General features: G+C 47.4%; 12 protein-coding genes. 11 read left to right on the plus strand and 1 reads right to left on the minus strand.

The window, feature by feature from the left end; translation table 11 throughout:
* Positions 1-408 precede the first annotated feature (408 nt).
* The 11 genes from EGM68_RS05620 (at position 409) to EGM68_RS05670 (ending at position 15,458) form a co-directional block, all read left to right on the plus strand.
* On the plus strand, positions 409-2,562 hold the full coding sequence (locus EGM68_RS05620; protein WP_129548807.1) for a glycoside hydrolase family 6 protein: 2,154 nt from the start codon (positions 409-411) through the stop codon (positions 2,560-2,562).
* Between the two features lie 174 nt (positions 2,563-2,736).
* Positions 2,737-3,672 carry a nucleoside hydrolase gene (locus EGM68_RS05625; protein ID WP_129548808.1) on the plus strand — a complete coding sequence of 312 codons (936 nt, stop codon included), beginning with the start codon at positions 2,737-2,739 and terminating at the stop codon, positions 3,670-3,672.
* A 165-nt stretch (positions 3,673-3,837) separates the two neighbouring features.
* Complete coding sequence (locus EGM68_RS05630; protein WP_040101988.1) at positions 3,838-6,513, plus strand: PAS domain S-box protein; 2,676 nt, start codon at positions 3,838-3,840, stop codon at positions 6,511-6,513.
* 163 nt (positions 6,514-6,676) lie between these two features.
* Positions 6,677-7,066, plus strand: coding sequence for a GntR family transcriptional regulator (locus tag EGM68_RS05635; RefSeq protein WP_013369685.1), 390 nt, complete (start codon positions 6,677-6,679; stop codon positions 7,064-7,066).
* Entirely contained in the window at positions 7,059-7,961 is a 903-nt protein-coding gene (locus EGM68_RS05640) for an ABC transporter ATP-binding protein (protein WP_013369686.1), read from the plus strand. The genes EGM68_RS05635 and EGM68_RS05640 overlap by 8 nt, the downstream gene beginning before the upstream one ends.
* Positions 7,936-10,032: a multidrug ABC transporter permease gene (locus EGM68_RS05645; RefSeq protein ID WP_129548809.1), complete on the plus strand. Its 2,097-nt coding sequence runs from the start codon at positions 7,936-7,938 to the stop codon at positions 10,030-10,032. Before EGM68_RS05640 ends, EGM68_RS05645 begins: the two co-directional genes overlap by 26 nt.
* A 176-nt stretch (positions 10,033-10,208) precedes the next feature.
* Positions 10,209-10,973 carry a class I SAM-dependent methyltransferase gene (locus tag EGM68_RS05650; protein WP_013369688.1) on the plus strand — a complete coding sequence of 255 codons (765 nt, stop codon included), beginning with the start codon at positions 10,209-10,211 and terminating at the stop codon, positions 10,971-10,973.
* Positions 10,974-11,124: 151 nt separating this feature from the next.
* A complete protein-coding gene (locus EGM68_RS05655; protein WP_013369689.1) occupies positions 11,125-12,579 on the plus strand; it encodes a PstS family phosphate ABC transporter substrate-binding protein in 1,455 nt (484 codons plus the stop codon).
* Positions 12,580-12,736: 157 nt separating this feature from the next.
* On the plus strand, positions 12,737-14,029 hold the full coding sequence (locus EGM68_RS05660; protein WP_013369690.1) for a WD40/YVTN/BNR-like repeat-containing protein: 1,293 nt from the start codon (positions 12,737-12,739) through the stop codon (positions 14,027-14,029).
* A 13-nt stretch (positions 14,030-14,042) separates the two neighbouring features.
* On the plus strand, positions 14,043-14,906 hold the full coding sequence (locus tag EGM68_RS05665) for an aldo/keto reductase (protein WP_013369691.1): 864 nt from the start codon (positions 14,043-14,045) through the stop codon (positions 14,904-14,906).
* Positions 14,907-14,921: 15 nt separating this feature from the next.
* Entirely contained in the window at positions 14,922-15,458 is a 537-nt protein-coding gene (locus EGM68_RS05670) for a mismatch-specific DNA-glycosylase (RefSeq protein ID WP_013369692.1), read from the plus strand.
* 95 nt (positions 15,459-15,553) lie between these two features.
* Here the strand turns inward: EGM68_RS05670 and ald are convergent, their stop codons facing one another.
* Positions 15,554-16,684, minus strand: coding sequence for an alanine dehydrogenase (gene ald, locus EGM68_RS05675; RefSeq protein WP_013369693.1), 1,131 nt, complete (start codon positions 16,682-16,684; stop codon positions 15,554-15,556).
* Positions 16,685-17,018 lie beyond the last annotated feature (334 nt).

The raw sequence follows: 17,018 nt of genomic DNA on the forward strand, positions 1-17,018 counted from the left end.
GGCTGGCGGAAATTAAAGAATACAGTCTTGTTTTTTATGAATCCACTCTTTTACTGTCGACTCTGAATCTCCTGAGAGCTTGTCATAGCAGGGAAGTTCAACAAGTGATAGAACCGATCTTAGAAAAAGAGGCACCCTGCCGGACCGTCGTTGTGGCAATTCAAATACCTAATTAATAATTGTAGTCCTTAATTTATTCAATTTACAGCAGATTTCCAGCTCACTATAATCTAACATAGGAGGTGACAAGAAGGGGAAAATGTGAGCGCATGAACAAATGGAAAGCGCTTACCTTTCACAACTATGAACGCTACTTTTTCTAGGGAGAGAGTAGGCGTAACACACATTTAATCATATAACAATCAGGTGCCGACATAGGAAGATTCAATAAAATCTACGGAAAGATAGGTGAAGCAATTGAAAACAAAGCAAGTGCTTCGTAAAGGAATGAAGTATGCTTTTGCGCTATCACTCGTCGCAAGCAGCTTTCTACCAGGTGCAGGATTTACGGATAAAATACATGCAGAATCCCATGTCGATAATCCTTACCAAGGAGCGACAAAATACGTTAACCCTGATTATGCGGCTAGTGTCGACACATCGATTGCCAAGGTTACGGATGCGAACCTGAAGGCAAAAATGCAAACGGTCAAAACGTTCCCGACAGCCGTATGGCTTGATCGTATTGCTGCTATTAACGGCGGTGGGGGCAAGCTTGGCTTGGAAGCGCATTTGGACCAAGTATTGGCGCAAAAGAAAGGCAACACACCGATTACGGCGGAATTCATTGTGTATGATCTGCCCGGACGAGATTGTCATGCCTTGGCTTCCAATGGTGAATTGCCGTTGACCCAGGCAGGTCTGGAAACGTACAAAAAGGATTATATTGACAAAATCGCTTCTATTTTTGCGAATCCCAAATATAAGGATATTCGCATCGTAGCGATCATTGAACCGGACAGTTTGCCAAATCTGGTAACCAATCTGGATACCCCCCAATGTGGACAAGCCAAATCTACAGGAATTTATGAGGCTGGCGTTAAATACACAATGAATAAGCTGAACGAGATTCCGAATGTGTACAAATACGTGGATATCGGTCACTCTGGCTGGTTAGGTTGGGATAACAACCGTGCAGCAACGGTATCTCTGTTTACAACTATCTTCAAAGATACTAGCAAAGGTCTGGCCAGTGTGGATGGCTTTATCACGAATACAGCCAATACTTCACCGTTGACAGAACCGAATCTGCCTGATCCCAACCTGAATATTGGCGGGCAGCCGATCAAATCGTCCAAATTCTACGAATGGAATCCTAATTTCGATGAATCGGATTTCGCTGAGTCCTTGCATAGAGATTTTGTCAATGCAGGCTGGCCAAGCTCGCTCGGCATGTTAATTGATACCGGCCGTAATGGATGGGGAGGACCTAACCGTCCGACTTCCGCAGTCGGCAATGATATTAACTCCTATGTAAACTCAGGTCGTGTGGACAAACGTTCGCACCGTGGTAACTGGTGTAATAGCAGCGGAGCAGGGATGGGAACACCGCCACAAACGGCTCCAGCTGGCCATATCGATGCCTATGTCTGGGCGAAACCTCCGGGTGATTCCGATGGTTCCAGCTCACTCATTCCGAACGATGAGGGTAAAGGCTTTGACCGTATGTGTGATCCTACCTATACAACCAAGGATGGCACATTAACAGATGCTTTGCCGAATGCACCTATTTCAGGAGCATGGTTCCATGATCAGTTTGTGATGCTGGTACAAAATGCGTACCCTGCAATCGTGCCTTCCAGTGGTGGTGTGGACCCAGCGCCTACAGCTCCAGCTGTACCTTCAGGCTTAAAGGCTACTGTGGGTAATGCACAAGTAACGCTGACTTGGGATGCGTCTACGGGTGCCGACAGCTACACCGTAAAACGCGCGACTAGCGAAGCAGGCCCTTTTACAGCCGTGGCGCCTCTTGTAACGACAAGAGAGTACACGGATAAGGGACTGACGAACGGAACAACGTACTTCTATGTTGTAAGTGCTACGAATGCGAAAGGAACAAGTAAGGATTCAGCAACGGTAAGCGCTGAACCAAAAGGTACACCGACAGATCCAACCGACCCTACAGATCCAGCGGGTGATTTGGTTGTAATGTATCGTGCTGGGGACACGGATCCAGCGAATAACGCTGCCAAGCCTTTCTTTAACGTGAAAAATAAAGGAACGACACCCGTGAAGCTGAGTGAGCTGAAAATCCGCTATTACTTCACAAAAGATGGCAGCCAAGAGCTGCAATCTGCGGTAGACTGGGCGCAAGTAGGTAATGATAATGTGCTGCGCACCATTAAAGACAACTATATTGAAATTGGATTCAGTGCGGCAGCCGGCACGCTTGCTGCTGGAGCGCAAACAGGTGATATTCAGATCCGCATGAACAATAGCGACTGGTCTAATCTGAACGAATCCAATGACTATTCCTTCGATCCAACCAAAACCTCTTATGCTGAATGGAACAAAGTAACGTTGTTCCACAACGATAAGCTGGTATGGGGAATCGAGCCTTAGGATTTGGCCAGAACATGTGCCCATGAGTGATTAAAAAGTGGTAAAAGAAGGCTACGGCATAACTGTCGTAGCCTTTTTTTAACGTCTTCAAATAAAGAATTCGATGACCAAGGGAATAAGCATTCAAATTGTGTATAATGAAAAAAAGAATGCTGTTCTACTGTGGAGGTCATCATGAGCAAAAAGTTAATCTTAGATGTAGATACGGGCATTGACGACGCGCTTGCTATTGCGTACGCGGTCCATTCGCCGGAATTGGAACTACTCGGTATTACAACCACCTTTGGCAATATCTCGGTGGAGGAGGCAACACGTAACTCACTGATTCTGCTGGAAAAACTGGGGGTAGAGGCTCCGGTCGTGTCTGGGGCTTACAAGCCGTATGCTCGGGAGCTGTTCAAACCTTATTCTCGGCATATTCACGGTGAAGACGGTATTGGCAATCAGTTGAAAGGAGCGCCCTCCCGTCAGGCTGCGTCTGGGGATGCCGCTGATTTTATAATCGGACAGGCTCGTCGCTATGAGGGCAAACTGACCCTAGTAGCTGTGGGACCGCTGACCAATCTTGCGATTGCATTGGATCGCTGTCCCGAATTGCCCCAATTGCTTGAGCGCCTGATCATCATGGGCGGCGCGGTCACAGTGAAAGGGAATGTAACTCCAACGGCTGAAGCGAATATTTACGCCGATCCAGAAGCCGCAGCCTATGTGCTGGGAGCGAGCTTTTCGCTTACGCTCGTCGGGCTGGACGTCACGATGCAAACCCTGCTTCCCCAGCAGGATGTGGATAAATGGCGTGAGCAAGGGACCGAGCTGGGCGCGTTTATGGCAGATATGACAGACTTCTATATGGAAGCTTATCGCAATTTTAGACCTGGTATTGCAGGCTGTGCTTTGCATGATCCACTAGCCGTAGGGTTGGCTATTGACTCCAGTTTTGTGGAGACGCGTCCAATGCACATTGCCGTTGAGGTAGGGGATTCCACCGAGGTTGGTCGCACCCGAGAGGTACAAAATGAGACTGAAGCTCAAACGCTGACTACGATTGATGTGGCACTTAAAGTAGACGCTGAGCGATTTTTGCGTCATTTTCTTAGCCGGGTGGTATAAAAAAATAATCTAAAGATTGCCGATGAACCTGCATCGGCAATCTTTTGTGCATACATGTTTTAATGGCTTTCATCTAGAGGAGGGCTCTCCTCAATAAAAATCCCATATCATGTTAGAATAGGTATAGTTAGAAAAACTGCCGGACCACAGAGGAGGAGATTCATTGTGTTTTCTGCTGCTCAACGACTGCCTTTGCTGGAACATATGTATAATCATGCCCCGACAGGAATCGTGATTTTGTCGAGGGAGGGGAAGTGTCTGTATGTCAATCCCGCCTTTTGCAAAATGGTCGGATATGAGCAGGAGGAATTACTGGATATCCGATATTACCATCTCTTGTATAATGAGGCTCAGGATCAGCAAGGGCTGAGGGAGGCCTATGCAGGTTGGCTAAAGGCTACGGATCAAGTCTACAAGACAGAGCTGCGTTTAAAGCATAAACGGGGAACAACTGTCTGGCTATCGCTGGAATTAACCATATTTGATGATGAGGCTACCGAACAATCTTATTTGATTGCGTATGCAATGGATGTCACGGAGAAAAAGGACATGGAGCAGGTGCTTTCGGACAATGAGGATTTGTACATGTTGATTACCGAAAATACGCCGGATGTCATCTCTTACAGCACGGCAGATGGCATACTTCAATATATTTCTCCTTCGGTGGAAAAACTCCTTGGCTATACGAAGCAGGAAATGCTCGGCAAAAAACGGCTTCAATTTTACCATATCGAAGATGCCGATTACATGCGTGTACATGGAATGTTCAAGGAAACAGGCATCATGAAGCGGCGTGTACGTCATAAGGACGGGCATTATTTGTGGCTGGAAGTATCGTACCGTATTATTCGGGATGAACAGGGCAAGATCAAGCGAGTTCTATCCATCGGACGAAATATCACAGAACGCCAGAAGAGCGAGGAGAACCTGGCAAAAGCTCAACAGTTGGCGATGTTCGGCTCATGGGACTGGGATCTGGTCAACAATGTTATGCATTTTTCCAAGGAATTTCGCAGCATATTTGGCTATCGTGTCAAGCCGGTTGAAACAAGTATTGACGCTTTCATGAAAGCAGTTCATCCCGAAGATACTGAACGGATGAAGCAGATTATCAACAACGTCATCCTAAAGGGAATTCACGAAGAAACCTTTTACCGGATTGTATTGCCCAATGGGGAACAGAAGGTACTGCGTTCGATCTGGGAAGCTGAGATGGACGAGCATGCAGGCAAGCCTGTTCAAGTAGTCGGGATGATACAGGATGTTACAGAGCACCGGGAAATCGAGCAGCGTCTTCGTGAAAGTGAAAACCGTTATAAGTCACTATTTCAGCATAATCCACTCGGGATATGCGCCATGAATATGGAAGGTCATATTTTGAGCGTGAATCCGAGTTTGGAGAAGCTTACGGGTTATACGAGGGATGAGCTGCTTGGAACTGAAATACTTGTAATGGCTTCCTCTGAGGAACAGGACAAAATCAAACGACATATCGAAATGGCCAAACAGGGGGAGACACAAACCTATGAATCGGAATTCATACATAAGGAGGGGGAGCGTCTATTCATCAAGATGACTAATATCCCGATTTTCGTGCAAGAAGAAATTGTAGGCTGCTACGGGATTATAGAGAATGTTACCCCTCTTAAAAACTACATTGCTCAGATTGAAAAGCTCAGTAACGAGCATTCGCTTATTTTGAATGCAGTATCCGAAGGAATTGTGGGTTTGAATACCGAAGGACATGTCCGCTTTATGAACCCGGCAGCCGTTGAGATGTTCGGCATAGGATCAGCCAACCCGCTGAACGGTTCATGTATAGACGTGATTCGCCATGCTGACGAAATAGGCAGCCATTTTCCGGACGAGCAGGCTTCTATTCTCCAAGCGATTCGCAGCGGAGCTTCTTATCAGGCAGAGGAAGCTGTATTTTGGAAAAAAGACGGGTCCAGTTTTCTGGCTTCTTATCGAATCAGCCCTTTGATGGATAACGGCGAGCGAAAAGGAGCTGTGATGGTTTTTGTAGACAGGACGAATGAAAAGGAGATTATTCGGGCCAAGGAGTCTGCGGAACGCGCCGACCGGGCCAAGTCAGAATTCCTGTCTGTGATGAGTCATGAGCTCCGTACACCAATGAACGGCATTATAGGCATGGCCGGGTTACTGGCAGACACGGAATTAGATGAGGAGCAACGTAGCTATATCGATATTATTACCAGCAGTAGCAACGCTTTAATGCAGATATTGAATGAGATACTGGATTTGAGCAAAATCGAAGCTGGCAAAATGTCGTTGCTGCATGAGTCTTTTGTACTGGAGGATGTGGTTGGCAGTGTAGCTGACCTATTTATGACACAGGCTATGGAAAAAGGCATCCAGCTAGAATGGCATGTAGATCAGGAAATGCCAGGGATGCTGGTCGGTGATCATGTGCGTATCCGACAGATATTGGTGAACTTGGTGAGCAATGCGATCAAATTTACGGAGCGAGGGCATGTAAATATTTTTGTGGAGAGAAAGGCTTACAGCCGCCGTAAAAAGAAATGCCTAATTGAGTTTAGTGTAACTGATACTGGAATCGGCATCCCGGCAGACCGTCAGCATTTGTTGTTTCAGCCTTTTTCCCAGCTTCATCCGGCATTGAACCGGAAATATGGAGGGACAGGCCTCGGCTTGTCCATCTGCAAAAACCTGGTCAAGCTAATGGGAGGTTCCATTGGTGTGGATAGCGACGAGGCCAAAGGAGCAACATTCCGGTTCCAGCTGGATCTTAAACTGCCGGAAGGGCAAACGCTTGCCAATATAAGCCGTGATCAGCCTTATGATTCAAAGGAAGGCTAAAAAGACATAGCCGTGATGCATCCTGCATCACGGCTATTTTTGTAAGAAATGTTCAAAGAAAAGATTGACAATCTGTTCTAACTGTACTATTAATGATAGTACAGTTAGAACAGTTGAATATGCATAAATGAATTTGAGCCAGTGTTGAAAGGAGGAAGTCCATGTGTTCGAGCTGGATATCCGCAGCCGTAAGCCGATCTACGAACAGCTTATGGAGAAGGTCAAGGAAATGATCATGTACGGATCGCTTCAGCCGGATGAGCAATTGCCTTCTGTACGGGCATTGTCCGCTCAACTTACGGTGAATCCGAATACGATTCAGAAGGCGTATCGCGAGCTGGAACGCGAAGGATATATCTATTCCGTTCAGGGTAAAGGTAGCTTTGTCACGCCTACCCAGCAGCAACCGCAACAAATGAAACGGGATGAGATTCGGGCGGCATTGTTAAAACAGATGATCGAAGCTGTCCATTTCGGTTTTACACAGCAGGAAGTGGACGACATATACGTGGAAGCTATGCAAACAAAGGAAAGGGGGATGTCCCTTGATTGAATTAAGGGAAGTCACAAAGACATTTACAGAAGAAAAGGCTGTCGATCAGCTTGCCCTTACGGTAAAGAAGGGCTCCATTTTTGGACTGCTGGGCTCGAACGGGGCAGGGAAAACGACCTTGCTCAAAATCATTGCCGGGATTTACCGACCGGATACTGGCAAGGTGCTAATCGGTGGTCAGCCAGTGTATGAGCAGCCTGAAGTCAAGCAGCACATTCTGTTTTTACCGGATACCCCTTATTTTTTCCCGCAAGCGACAATTCGTCAGATGGCCCGGTTTTACCGCTCCATTTATCCAAGTTGGAGTGAGGAACGCTACACACAGCTTACGGATATTTTCAAGCTGGACCCGAAGCGCAAACTCCACCGATTTTCCAAAGGGATGAAGCGCCAAGCCGCTTTTTTGCTTGCCTTGAGCTGCATGCCTGAGCTGCTGGTTTTGGATGAACCCATTGATGGTCTGGACCCGGTGATGCGTAGAATGATCAAAAATCTCTTGTTCCAAGAAACCGCTGCACGTGAGATGACCGTCGTGATCTCATCGCATAATTTGCGTGAGATTGAAGACATGTGTGATCATGTCGGCATTATGCACCAAGGTCGGATGCTATTGGAAAAAGAGGTCGATGACCTCAAATCCGATACGCATAAGGTGCAGGTTGCTTTTCGAGACAGCATGCATGAGGAAGCTGTCTGTAGCCAACTTTCGGTCGTACATAAGGAGCGGAGGGGCAGTGTTCTGCTGCTTATTATCCGGGGTGAGCGAGAGCGGATTGCGGAGACGATTGAAGTGTATGAGCCACATGTATTCGATTTGCTACCGCTGACGCTTGAAGAAATTTTCATTTATGAAATGGAGGACGCAGGTTATGACATCCAACCGATTCTTCTGTAGCGGCGGCGTAATTCGCCAATGCCTGAGACAGCATGGCTGGATCGGTCTATTGTACTTGGTAGGATTGCTGTTTACAGTACTGCTGCCATTGTTTATGAGCATTGGTGATGAACAACCGCGAGTGGTTTTAAAAAGCTTGTTTGATAGCACAAGCTCAGGTAATGAATTGCAAAAATTAATCTTAACGACCGTACCCGTGCTGGCAGGTGTGATGCTGCTTCGTTTTGTTCAGCGACAGGGGCCATCCGATTTGTATCACAGCCTACCTTTGCGTAGGGAGCATTTATTAACATCACATGTAATTAGCGGTCTTATTCTTTTACTTGTACCTGTATGGCTGACTGCGGGAGTAACTGCTTGGGTTAACACGTCAGTCGAACTGCCTTATATTTTTCATATTAATGATATTGGATCATGGGCACTGGTCGTATCTGTCCTTACGATTTTCCTGTTTACTTTTACTGTGTTTGTAGGGATTTGTGTGGGACAATCGTTGCTACAGACCGTAGTAGTGTATGTTTTGCTGCTATTGCCTCAGTTTCTATCCATGATGATGGGGCGTTTTCTGGAACGTAATTTATACGGTTATGTGCAAGTGCGAGAAACCGTTGTTCAATATATTAATGGTGGAGAGTTTCGCAGCAGTAATAATGTTTGGGATAACTTATCGCCGTTTGTACGCATTATGGACAATTTGCCGCAGAGCGCCTTTTCCTACATGGAGCTACTTGCCTATTTAGGTGTCTCTCTGTTATTTGTTGCCTTGAGTTATGGTTTGTATCGTAAACGCTTGGTCGAGAAGGCGACTCAGGCCATAGCATTTCCTTTCTTACAGCCTTTGTTCAAGGCAGGAGTCACATTATGCGCCATGCTTGTAATAGGCGATTATTTTTATAATGCAGGTACAAGAGGAGCAAATTGGTCGATTTTTGGGTATGCACTTGGAGCTGTTCTAGGCTATATCGTTGTAGAGATGGTCGTCCGCAAGACGTGGCAAATTGTGCGTGTTCGTGCTTTGGTGGAAATGGTCGTGTACGGTGTGATCATGGGGCTAGTACTATATATCCCAATTTCAGGTTGGTTAGGTTATGAGGGACGGATTCCAACAGCACACTCCGTAGAAAAAGTTTATGTGGGGCAAGAGGAGCCTCTAGGGGGAGATGCAGAAAAAGAAGCTTATTACTCCCAAGACAGGGCCTATATCGCTTCTGTGCTGAATTTACATCGTGAACTCGTACGTGCACATGCAGCTGGCGAGAAATCGTTGTCCAAAAACCTGGCCGTTGAAAGGGCAGTCATAGTCTACCGTTTGGATGATGGTTCCACTATGACTAGGCGTTATACATTCCCGGAGAAGCCTTTCCGGACAGAACTGACTAAGGTGATGGAAGCAGAGCCTTATAAAACGGTAAGATACGAGCTGGATAAGCTGCAAGGAAAAGCAGAGACGATTAATATCCAATCCATAGATGATAATGAAAGACGAGTGGTTTTGACCAATCCCAAAGAAACTCGTGAATTTGAAGATATACTCAGAGAAGAAGTATTAAGTATGAGTTATAGTGAAATGCAATCACATCGATATCCTCTGGGGAATGTTTCTATTACAAATAAAGAGTCATCCTTTACCAATAACGAACCGAGCTGGAAGCGTGAAATTTCATTTAGTTGGCCGGCCTCATATCACAAGCTTACAGGTTGGCTAGAGCAAAAAGGTTATGCGGATAAGGTCATCATTGATTCCAAGGATATTTTTTCGATACGGGCTGTTCCTATTATTACTGAAGAGCTTGAACCTTATCAACCCAATCAGTATATTGAAGACTATAAGCTATTTAGAAGAATCCAACAGAAGCACAAAGCAATAACGATTGAAGATCCGAAGCTGTGGAGCACTGTACTGGAAAAGCGTAGATCCTATAACTTTACTCCTAATATGGCGAAGGGTACTTACCTGCTTCAGGTCAAGATCAAACCTTTATTTAGCTCAGATCCCCACACAGGCTATTACTATTTAACTCCAAGCGACATGACACCGGAGCTTGCAAAGGCTTTACCGGCAATTCCTTAAGCTCTAACGAGGGAGAGCGTCTGGTTTAGATGGCAAATGGACGGAGGTAGATGAACATGGGATGGTTGGGACACGACATATAACAACCTGATCGACGGGCAAGAGCTCCTCCACATTAGAACTGATATAAATAGAGACCAAAGCGTGTACAGTTCAATAGTGGAGGAGCAAAAAATATGAAGTATACAGAAGATCGTGAATTTCTACAGTTGTTGGAGCATCATAAACAGTCGTTTTCCGGATGGGATTTTTCATTCATCTCGGATACGGGACGAGTGGCGAGCGAGCCTTTGGACTGGTCTTATGCCAGCAAGGCTTTGGCGTTGATCCATTCCACCAAGGCGATGCTGGATATGGGAACAGGCGGGGGAGAGCTCTTGTCGCAGTTTCGCCCTTTTCCAGAGATCATATGTGCGACAGAGGCATATGCACCGAACATACCTATTGCCAAGCAAAGATTGGAGCCGCTGGGTGTGCACGTGATGGCTATACATGATGACGATTCCCTTCCGTTTGGCGATGCCGGGTTCGATCTTGTGCTGAACAAGCATGAGTCATTTTCGCCAGCGGAAGTGCGCCGTATTTTGCGTCCTGGAGGTACGTTTTTGACTCAACAGGCGGGAGGCCTGGATTGTGCAGGCCTTAACGCTCGCTTGGGAGCACCTGAATACGAGTATGCGGACTGGACCCTTTCTCAAGCACTTGCAGGTTTGAAAAGCAATGGCTTCGAAATTTTAGAGCAGCAGGAACAGTTTCCGATACAGCGATTTTACGATATTGGAGCGATTGTCTATTACTTAAAAGTCATTGAATGGCAGATTGCAGACTTCCAGCCAGAGAAATATATAGAACAGCTGTATGGTCTGTATTTGGACATTAAACGTGATGGGTATTGGGACGTGAAGCAGCATCGTTTTTTGATCCATGCCAGAGCGATATAGAGAAGATTCGATACCAAAGAGGCCTTTCCTGTAGGGGAGGCCTTTTTGCCATGTTTACCATCCTTTCGTATACTAATCTTTACCATAATTGTACAATGAAGAAGCAATGGCTTACAGTCTCATTTCATTCATTAGTTATAGGGGGATGTACATGTCTGATCCAAAGGGAGTTATAACCAAGCCGGAAAAGGATGAGTCTGTTCGGACAGCATGGTTTTGGCCATGGTTGGGCGGTACGTTTATGTTTGGATTGTTTTCAGTCATGTTTAATATTATTTGGAGTATGGTTGTAGCACCTCAAGTGCAGTATTTGCTGAGGCATGAAGGTGTGACGGATACAACCGTGATTGTAATATTGCTTCTATATGCATGGATTATCGGTCTCATCTTTGCAGCTTATGGTGCCTTGAGTGCGCGTATGTCCAACATGGGCAAGCTTCCGTTGATGCTGACAGGGCTATTATCATTATTATGTGGGCTGTGGTTGTGGATTGTAGGACTACGAGGATCTGGCGGCCAACTTGCCGAAGTGTCTGGAGGAGCGTGGGAGCTTTTTTCACTCTATCACGCTTGGGCGGAACCTGTACTGGAGGTATTGGGGTTATATACACAGCTCAGTGGAATCTGTTTTCTGCTGACCGCACTGCTGCCCATAATTGGCATGGTAGTCGGTGTTGGGGTAGATCGTTATCCAGCGGTGACAGACCAGAACGGAAAGGTGGACCATAGATGGCAATGGGTTGTAGCCGCGATATCTGCTGCGCTCATCATTGTACTGACGATTACGCTCATGCTTCCTCAACGTCCGTACATTGCGGAAAGGGATTTCCCGGTAGTAGATGGAGCTACAGCGGCCATTCCATTCGCGCAGGATATGCTGCATGAATTGACCGGAATGAGCAAGGTTCGTGCGGCTCACGAACTGAGATTCAACACAACACATCAGGCTTATGTCAATCTGATTGAGAAGAAGGCGGATCTGATACTGGTGGCGGGTCCATCCGATGAGGAATTGCGCCTGGCAAAAAGTCGGGGAATTCAAATGAAGCTTACACCCATTGGGTGGGATGCTTTTATTTTTCTCGTTCATAAAGGCAATCCGGTTAACGGACTTTCTTCGGAGCAGGTACGCAGCATATATGAAGGATCTATTCGTAACTGGAGTGAAGTAGGGGGAAAGAATCAGCCGATCGTTGCTTATCAGCGGGAGGAAAATTCAGGAAGTCAAACCTATATGCAGAAGAAAGTGATGAAAGGTCATGACATGGCTGAACCACCTCGGGAACTCCGAATTGGTATAATGGGTGAAATGATTAATGCAGTTGCTGATTTTAACAAGGATCACAATGCGCTCGGTTATTCATTTTATTATTTCGCAAATGTGATGCATAATCGTCAAGAGGTCAAATTTTTATCTATTGATGGAGTGGAGCCCGACAAAGAGCACATTCGTTCGAAACAATATCCATTCACAGCCCAACTGTTTGTAGTTACACGCGAAGGTGAGAAACCACGTGCTTCGATGCAACGATTACTTGAATGGCTGCAAAGCGAAGTAGGAACTCGGGCTATTGAAAAAGGCGGCTTTGTTCCTGTAAACTCGTAATTCTATAACGATTCGCATACAGGATTCGCATGCAGTCAGTATCGTATATTCACCGCAAGAGTAAAACCAATACAGCAGAGTAATACATAGAATATGCTTTGCTGTGAGTACCATACCCGCGCAGCAAGTATATCAACAACATAAGGGGATGAACAAAATGAAGAAAAAAACATCGGTTTGGGTGCTTTTGCTCGCCGTAGCCCTAGTAGCAGCGGGGTGTGAATCAAATTCACAAACAGGACAAACGGCTCAGAACAAACCAAAGGATTCTGCAGCGTCACAAGTCAATGGTTCGGGAGCCACTGTGGATACACCGGAACAGCAGACTACTTCTGACGGTAAAAATAGCACATCTCCGTCCAGCACTGGCAAAGCAGTGGAGACAGGAGGGCAAGCAACGACAGATGCTAGTATAGCGAAGGTCCGCATGGACAATATTACCGCGCTGCGATTAATCGACGGCCAATCCGGCTGGATCGGCGGTAATGGATGGATTGCCCGAACAGATGCGGCTCCATCCGGTTCAGTCGGTTCAGCTTGGAATGTGCAGTATCAAGGCAAAGGTACGGTTCAACAGATTTTTGCCTTGAATGGACAGCAGGCCTGGGCTGTTATGGAAGATAGCGGTTCACTGCTGGCAACTCTCGATGGCGGCAAGCGTTGGGAAGCTGTCGGGACTGTGCCTGAGCAAGGACAAGCGGGCTTTTTACACTTTGTATCATCCAAGGAAGGATTCAGTGGCAATCAATATACCAAAGATGGTGGACAAAGCTGGTCTCCGCTCCCCGTACCTAGCCACATAGTAGGACAGCCATATTATCATGATCGGCAAAACGGCTGGGCGGTAACTCAGAGCACAGAACGCTCATTCCAGATTTTACACACCATTAACGGGGGCCAAAATTGGACCCCTGTCATGTCACGGACAACCGAGGGGCCTCTGAACGGAGTAACTATTCGTTCGGTAGAACGGGGCAACGCATGGATTGAGCTGGTTGGAGACACGGGGATGAATCAGACGTCGTATTCGCTTTGGCATACGGCTGATAGTGGACAAAGCTGGCGCACTGTACTGGCAAATTCCACCGCTGGTGGCGGTCCGGCACCGGGTATTGGCCAGCAAGACAATCAGGTTCCCAAAAATGAAGGGACGGCACCAGGCATGCTCTATGCAGTTAACAGCAGTACCGCATTGATGGGAGGCTATTGTGCACCGTGCGACAAGCCTAATACGATTGGTTGGACAACTGACGGTGGCAAGACGTGGAACAATGGCAAGCAAGGCTTTGAGGGGTATGGCAATCAGCAAATCGGGATGGCCAATGCCAAGGAAGGCTGGGCTATTTTCTCGGATTCAGAGCAGGCCCCGATCCTATATACCACCTCGGATGGCGGTCAGCACTGGACGCAGAGTCATGTATTTGACAAGCCTGTGACACCTGGCTCCTAAGGGGGGAATGTAGTTGAGTCAACATAAGAAAAGTGCGATTACATGGACGGACGGTCGTGAAGTACCACTCATCGGGCAGGGGACGTGGAATATGGGCGAAAAAGCCTCACTTCGGCAGGAGGAGGTGCGTGCGCTTCAACTTGGCTTCGAGCTGGGTATGACGCTGGTGGACACGGCTGAAATGTATGCGGAGGGCGGCGCAGAAGAGATCGTCGGGGAAGCCATTCGGGGCCGCCGGGATAATGTGTATCTCGTCAGCAAAGCCTACCCTCATCATGCGGACCGTCAAGGATTGGCTCAAGCCTGCGAAGCGAGCCTAACCCGAATGGGAACCGAATACGTGGATATGTATCTGCTGCATTGGCGCGGAAATATTCCACTGCAAGAAACAATACAAGGCATGGAAAAACTGCGTGAGCAAGGCAAAATCCGTAGCTGGGGCGTGTCCAATCTGGACAAGTCCGATATGGAGGAGCTATGGAGCCTGAGTAATGGCGAAGCCTGTGCTGTCAACCAAGTGCTGTATCACGCGGCTTCACGAGGTATCGAATATGATCTGCTTCCTTGGAGCCGTACGCATGGTGTACCTGTAATGGTCTATTGCCCGATTGCTCAAGGGGGACGCCTGCGTCGAGGACTGCTGGACCATCCTGTTATGGTAGACATTGCTGCCAGCCACGGAGTAACTCCATCGCAAATCGCACTCGCATGGGTCATACGGGACGGTGATGTATGGGCAATTCCCAAGGCGGTACAAGAATCGCATGTACGAGAAAATGCAGCGGCGGCGAGCATTCAGCTCACCCCTGAACAACTTCAACAAATAGACGAAGCTTTTCCTCCACCAACGAGGAAGCAGCCGCTGGATATGGTTTGAGGAAGGAGGGGCCCGATGACAGAACCAGAGACAGAACTACACGAGGTAGATGATCATCTCGACTATGGATTATCCGTTGTATTTATCGGCTTTAATCCCAGCTTGAAATCAGGCGAGGTAGGACATCATTACGCTAATCCGCGCAACCGCTTTTGGCGCATACTGGAGGGGGCCGGCTTGACGCCTCGCTTATACGATCCATCGGAAGATCGAGAGCTGCTAAAGCTAGGCTACGGTTTTACCAACATTGTCTCTCGTCCCACTAGGGGAGTGGAGGACATCACACGAGAGGAGTACGCCGAAGGACGTCTGAAGCTGCATGCGAAGCTAATGGAGTACCGCCCGAAGGTCGCTTGCTTTGTCGGCAAAGGCGTGTACACCGAATATAGTAAAAAATCCAAAGCAGATTGGGGATTCCAGCCTGAACCGCTAATCCCCGAAATGCATGAATTTGTGGCACCTTCGTCTAGTGGACTGGTGCGCATGTCGTTGGAAGAAATCACGGATATTTATCGCCGTCTCCAAATGTTCCTTTCGTCAGAAGCCGTCTAAATGCGGTTAAATATGTTAGATGTAGTTAGCATACAAAGAACCATACACTTCAATCCCTACTGGGAAAAGTGTATGGTTCTTTGTGCTGCTTTTTTCTATTGTAAGGTTTTGGTCTGCCATGCCTGTTCCACAGGAACATAAGGATACCCCAGATCACGGGCGACTGCTTCGTAGGTGATATGTCCATTCAGGACATTGGCACCGCTAAGCAGCGGCTTGCTTCTGCGAAGCGCCTCTTGCACACCAAGATCTGCAAGTTGGAGAGCAAAGGGGAGCGTTGCGTTGGTCAGAGCGAGCGTAGAGGTTTGCGGTACCGCGCCTGGCATGTTCGCCACTGCATAGTGAATGACGCCATGCTTTACATAGGTTGGCTGATCATGTGTCGTGATGTGGTCAATCGTCTCAACAATGCCACCTTGGTCAATGGCGACATCGACGATGACTGAACCGGGTTGCATCGTCTGCACCATGGCCTCTGTGACAAGCCGCGGGGCTTTGGCACCGGTAATCAGGACAGCACCGATCAGCAAATCACTTTGCGCCACGGCTTCAGCAATGTTGGAGGGGGTGGACACCAGCGTATGGAGCTGATTGCCAAAAATATCGTCCAGTTGGCGCAATCTTGGCAGGCTCAGATCGATTAGTGTCACATCTGCCCCGAGACCGATAGCGACCTTGGCAGCATTGGTGCCGACCACCCCTCCCCCAATAATAGTCACTTTACCGCGTTTGACCCCCGGCACACCTGCCAGTAGGATGCCTTTACCGCCTTTTGGTTTTTCCAACAGCTGTGCTCCGATTTGTACAGCCATTCGGCCTGCAACCTCGCTCATGGGGGTAAGTAGCGGTAAGCTTCCTTCCACATCTAGCGTCTCATAGGAAATGGCGGCTACGCCGTTGTCTGTTAAAGCCCGGGCCAGTGCGGGCTCGGCAGCCAGATGCAGATAGGTGAACAAAATCAAACCTGGCCGAAAATACCCGTATTCAGAGGGGAGCGGCTCTTTTACTTTGATAATCAGATCCGCCTGGGACCACACATCTGCGGCTTGCTGCACCAGGGTAGCACCCGCAGTGGCATAATCTCCGTCTGTAAAGCCGCTTTCAACCCCTGCATGGCTTTCTACAAACACTTGATGTCCGTGTTGAATCATTTGAGCAGCACCCGCAGGTGTCAGAGCGACACGATTTTCATTGTTTTTAATCTCTTTCGGAACCCCAATTCTCATTCGTCTCACCTCTCCTAAAAATAATTGTTATCCAACGGCAAATGATTGTTTTTAGGGCAGCTACGCTGCAGAATCAATGTTTGTTGATCGTGTTATCCAACAGCCAAGCATTGTTCTAGGGCAGCTATGTCTGCTATGTTTTAGTGTTGGATACGACCAAACGAGTGCAGAAAATGGCACTATCATTTGTGCAGTCTGCTGATTAGTTACATGGACTCAAGCCGATAAATGCAATTCGTGTTAGATTAGGTACAGTTTACAAGGGGAGCGACTCCTTCGCATCATACATTTTGTCGGATTATCTGACTTAAAGGCTCGACTTTTTGATGAATAT

The sequence above is a fragment of the Paenibacillus sp. M-152 genome (assembly GCF_003856555.1).
GTDB lineage: Bacteria > Bacillota > Bacilli > Paenibacillales > Paenibacillaceae > Paenibacillus > Paenibacillus polymyxa_C.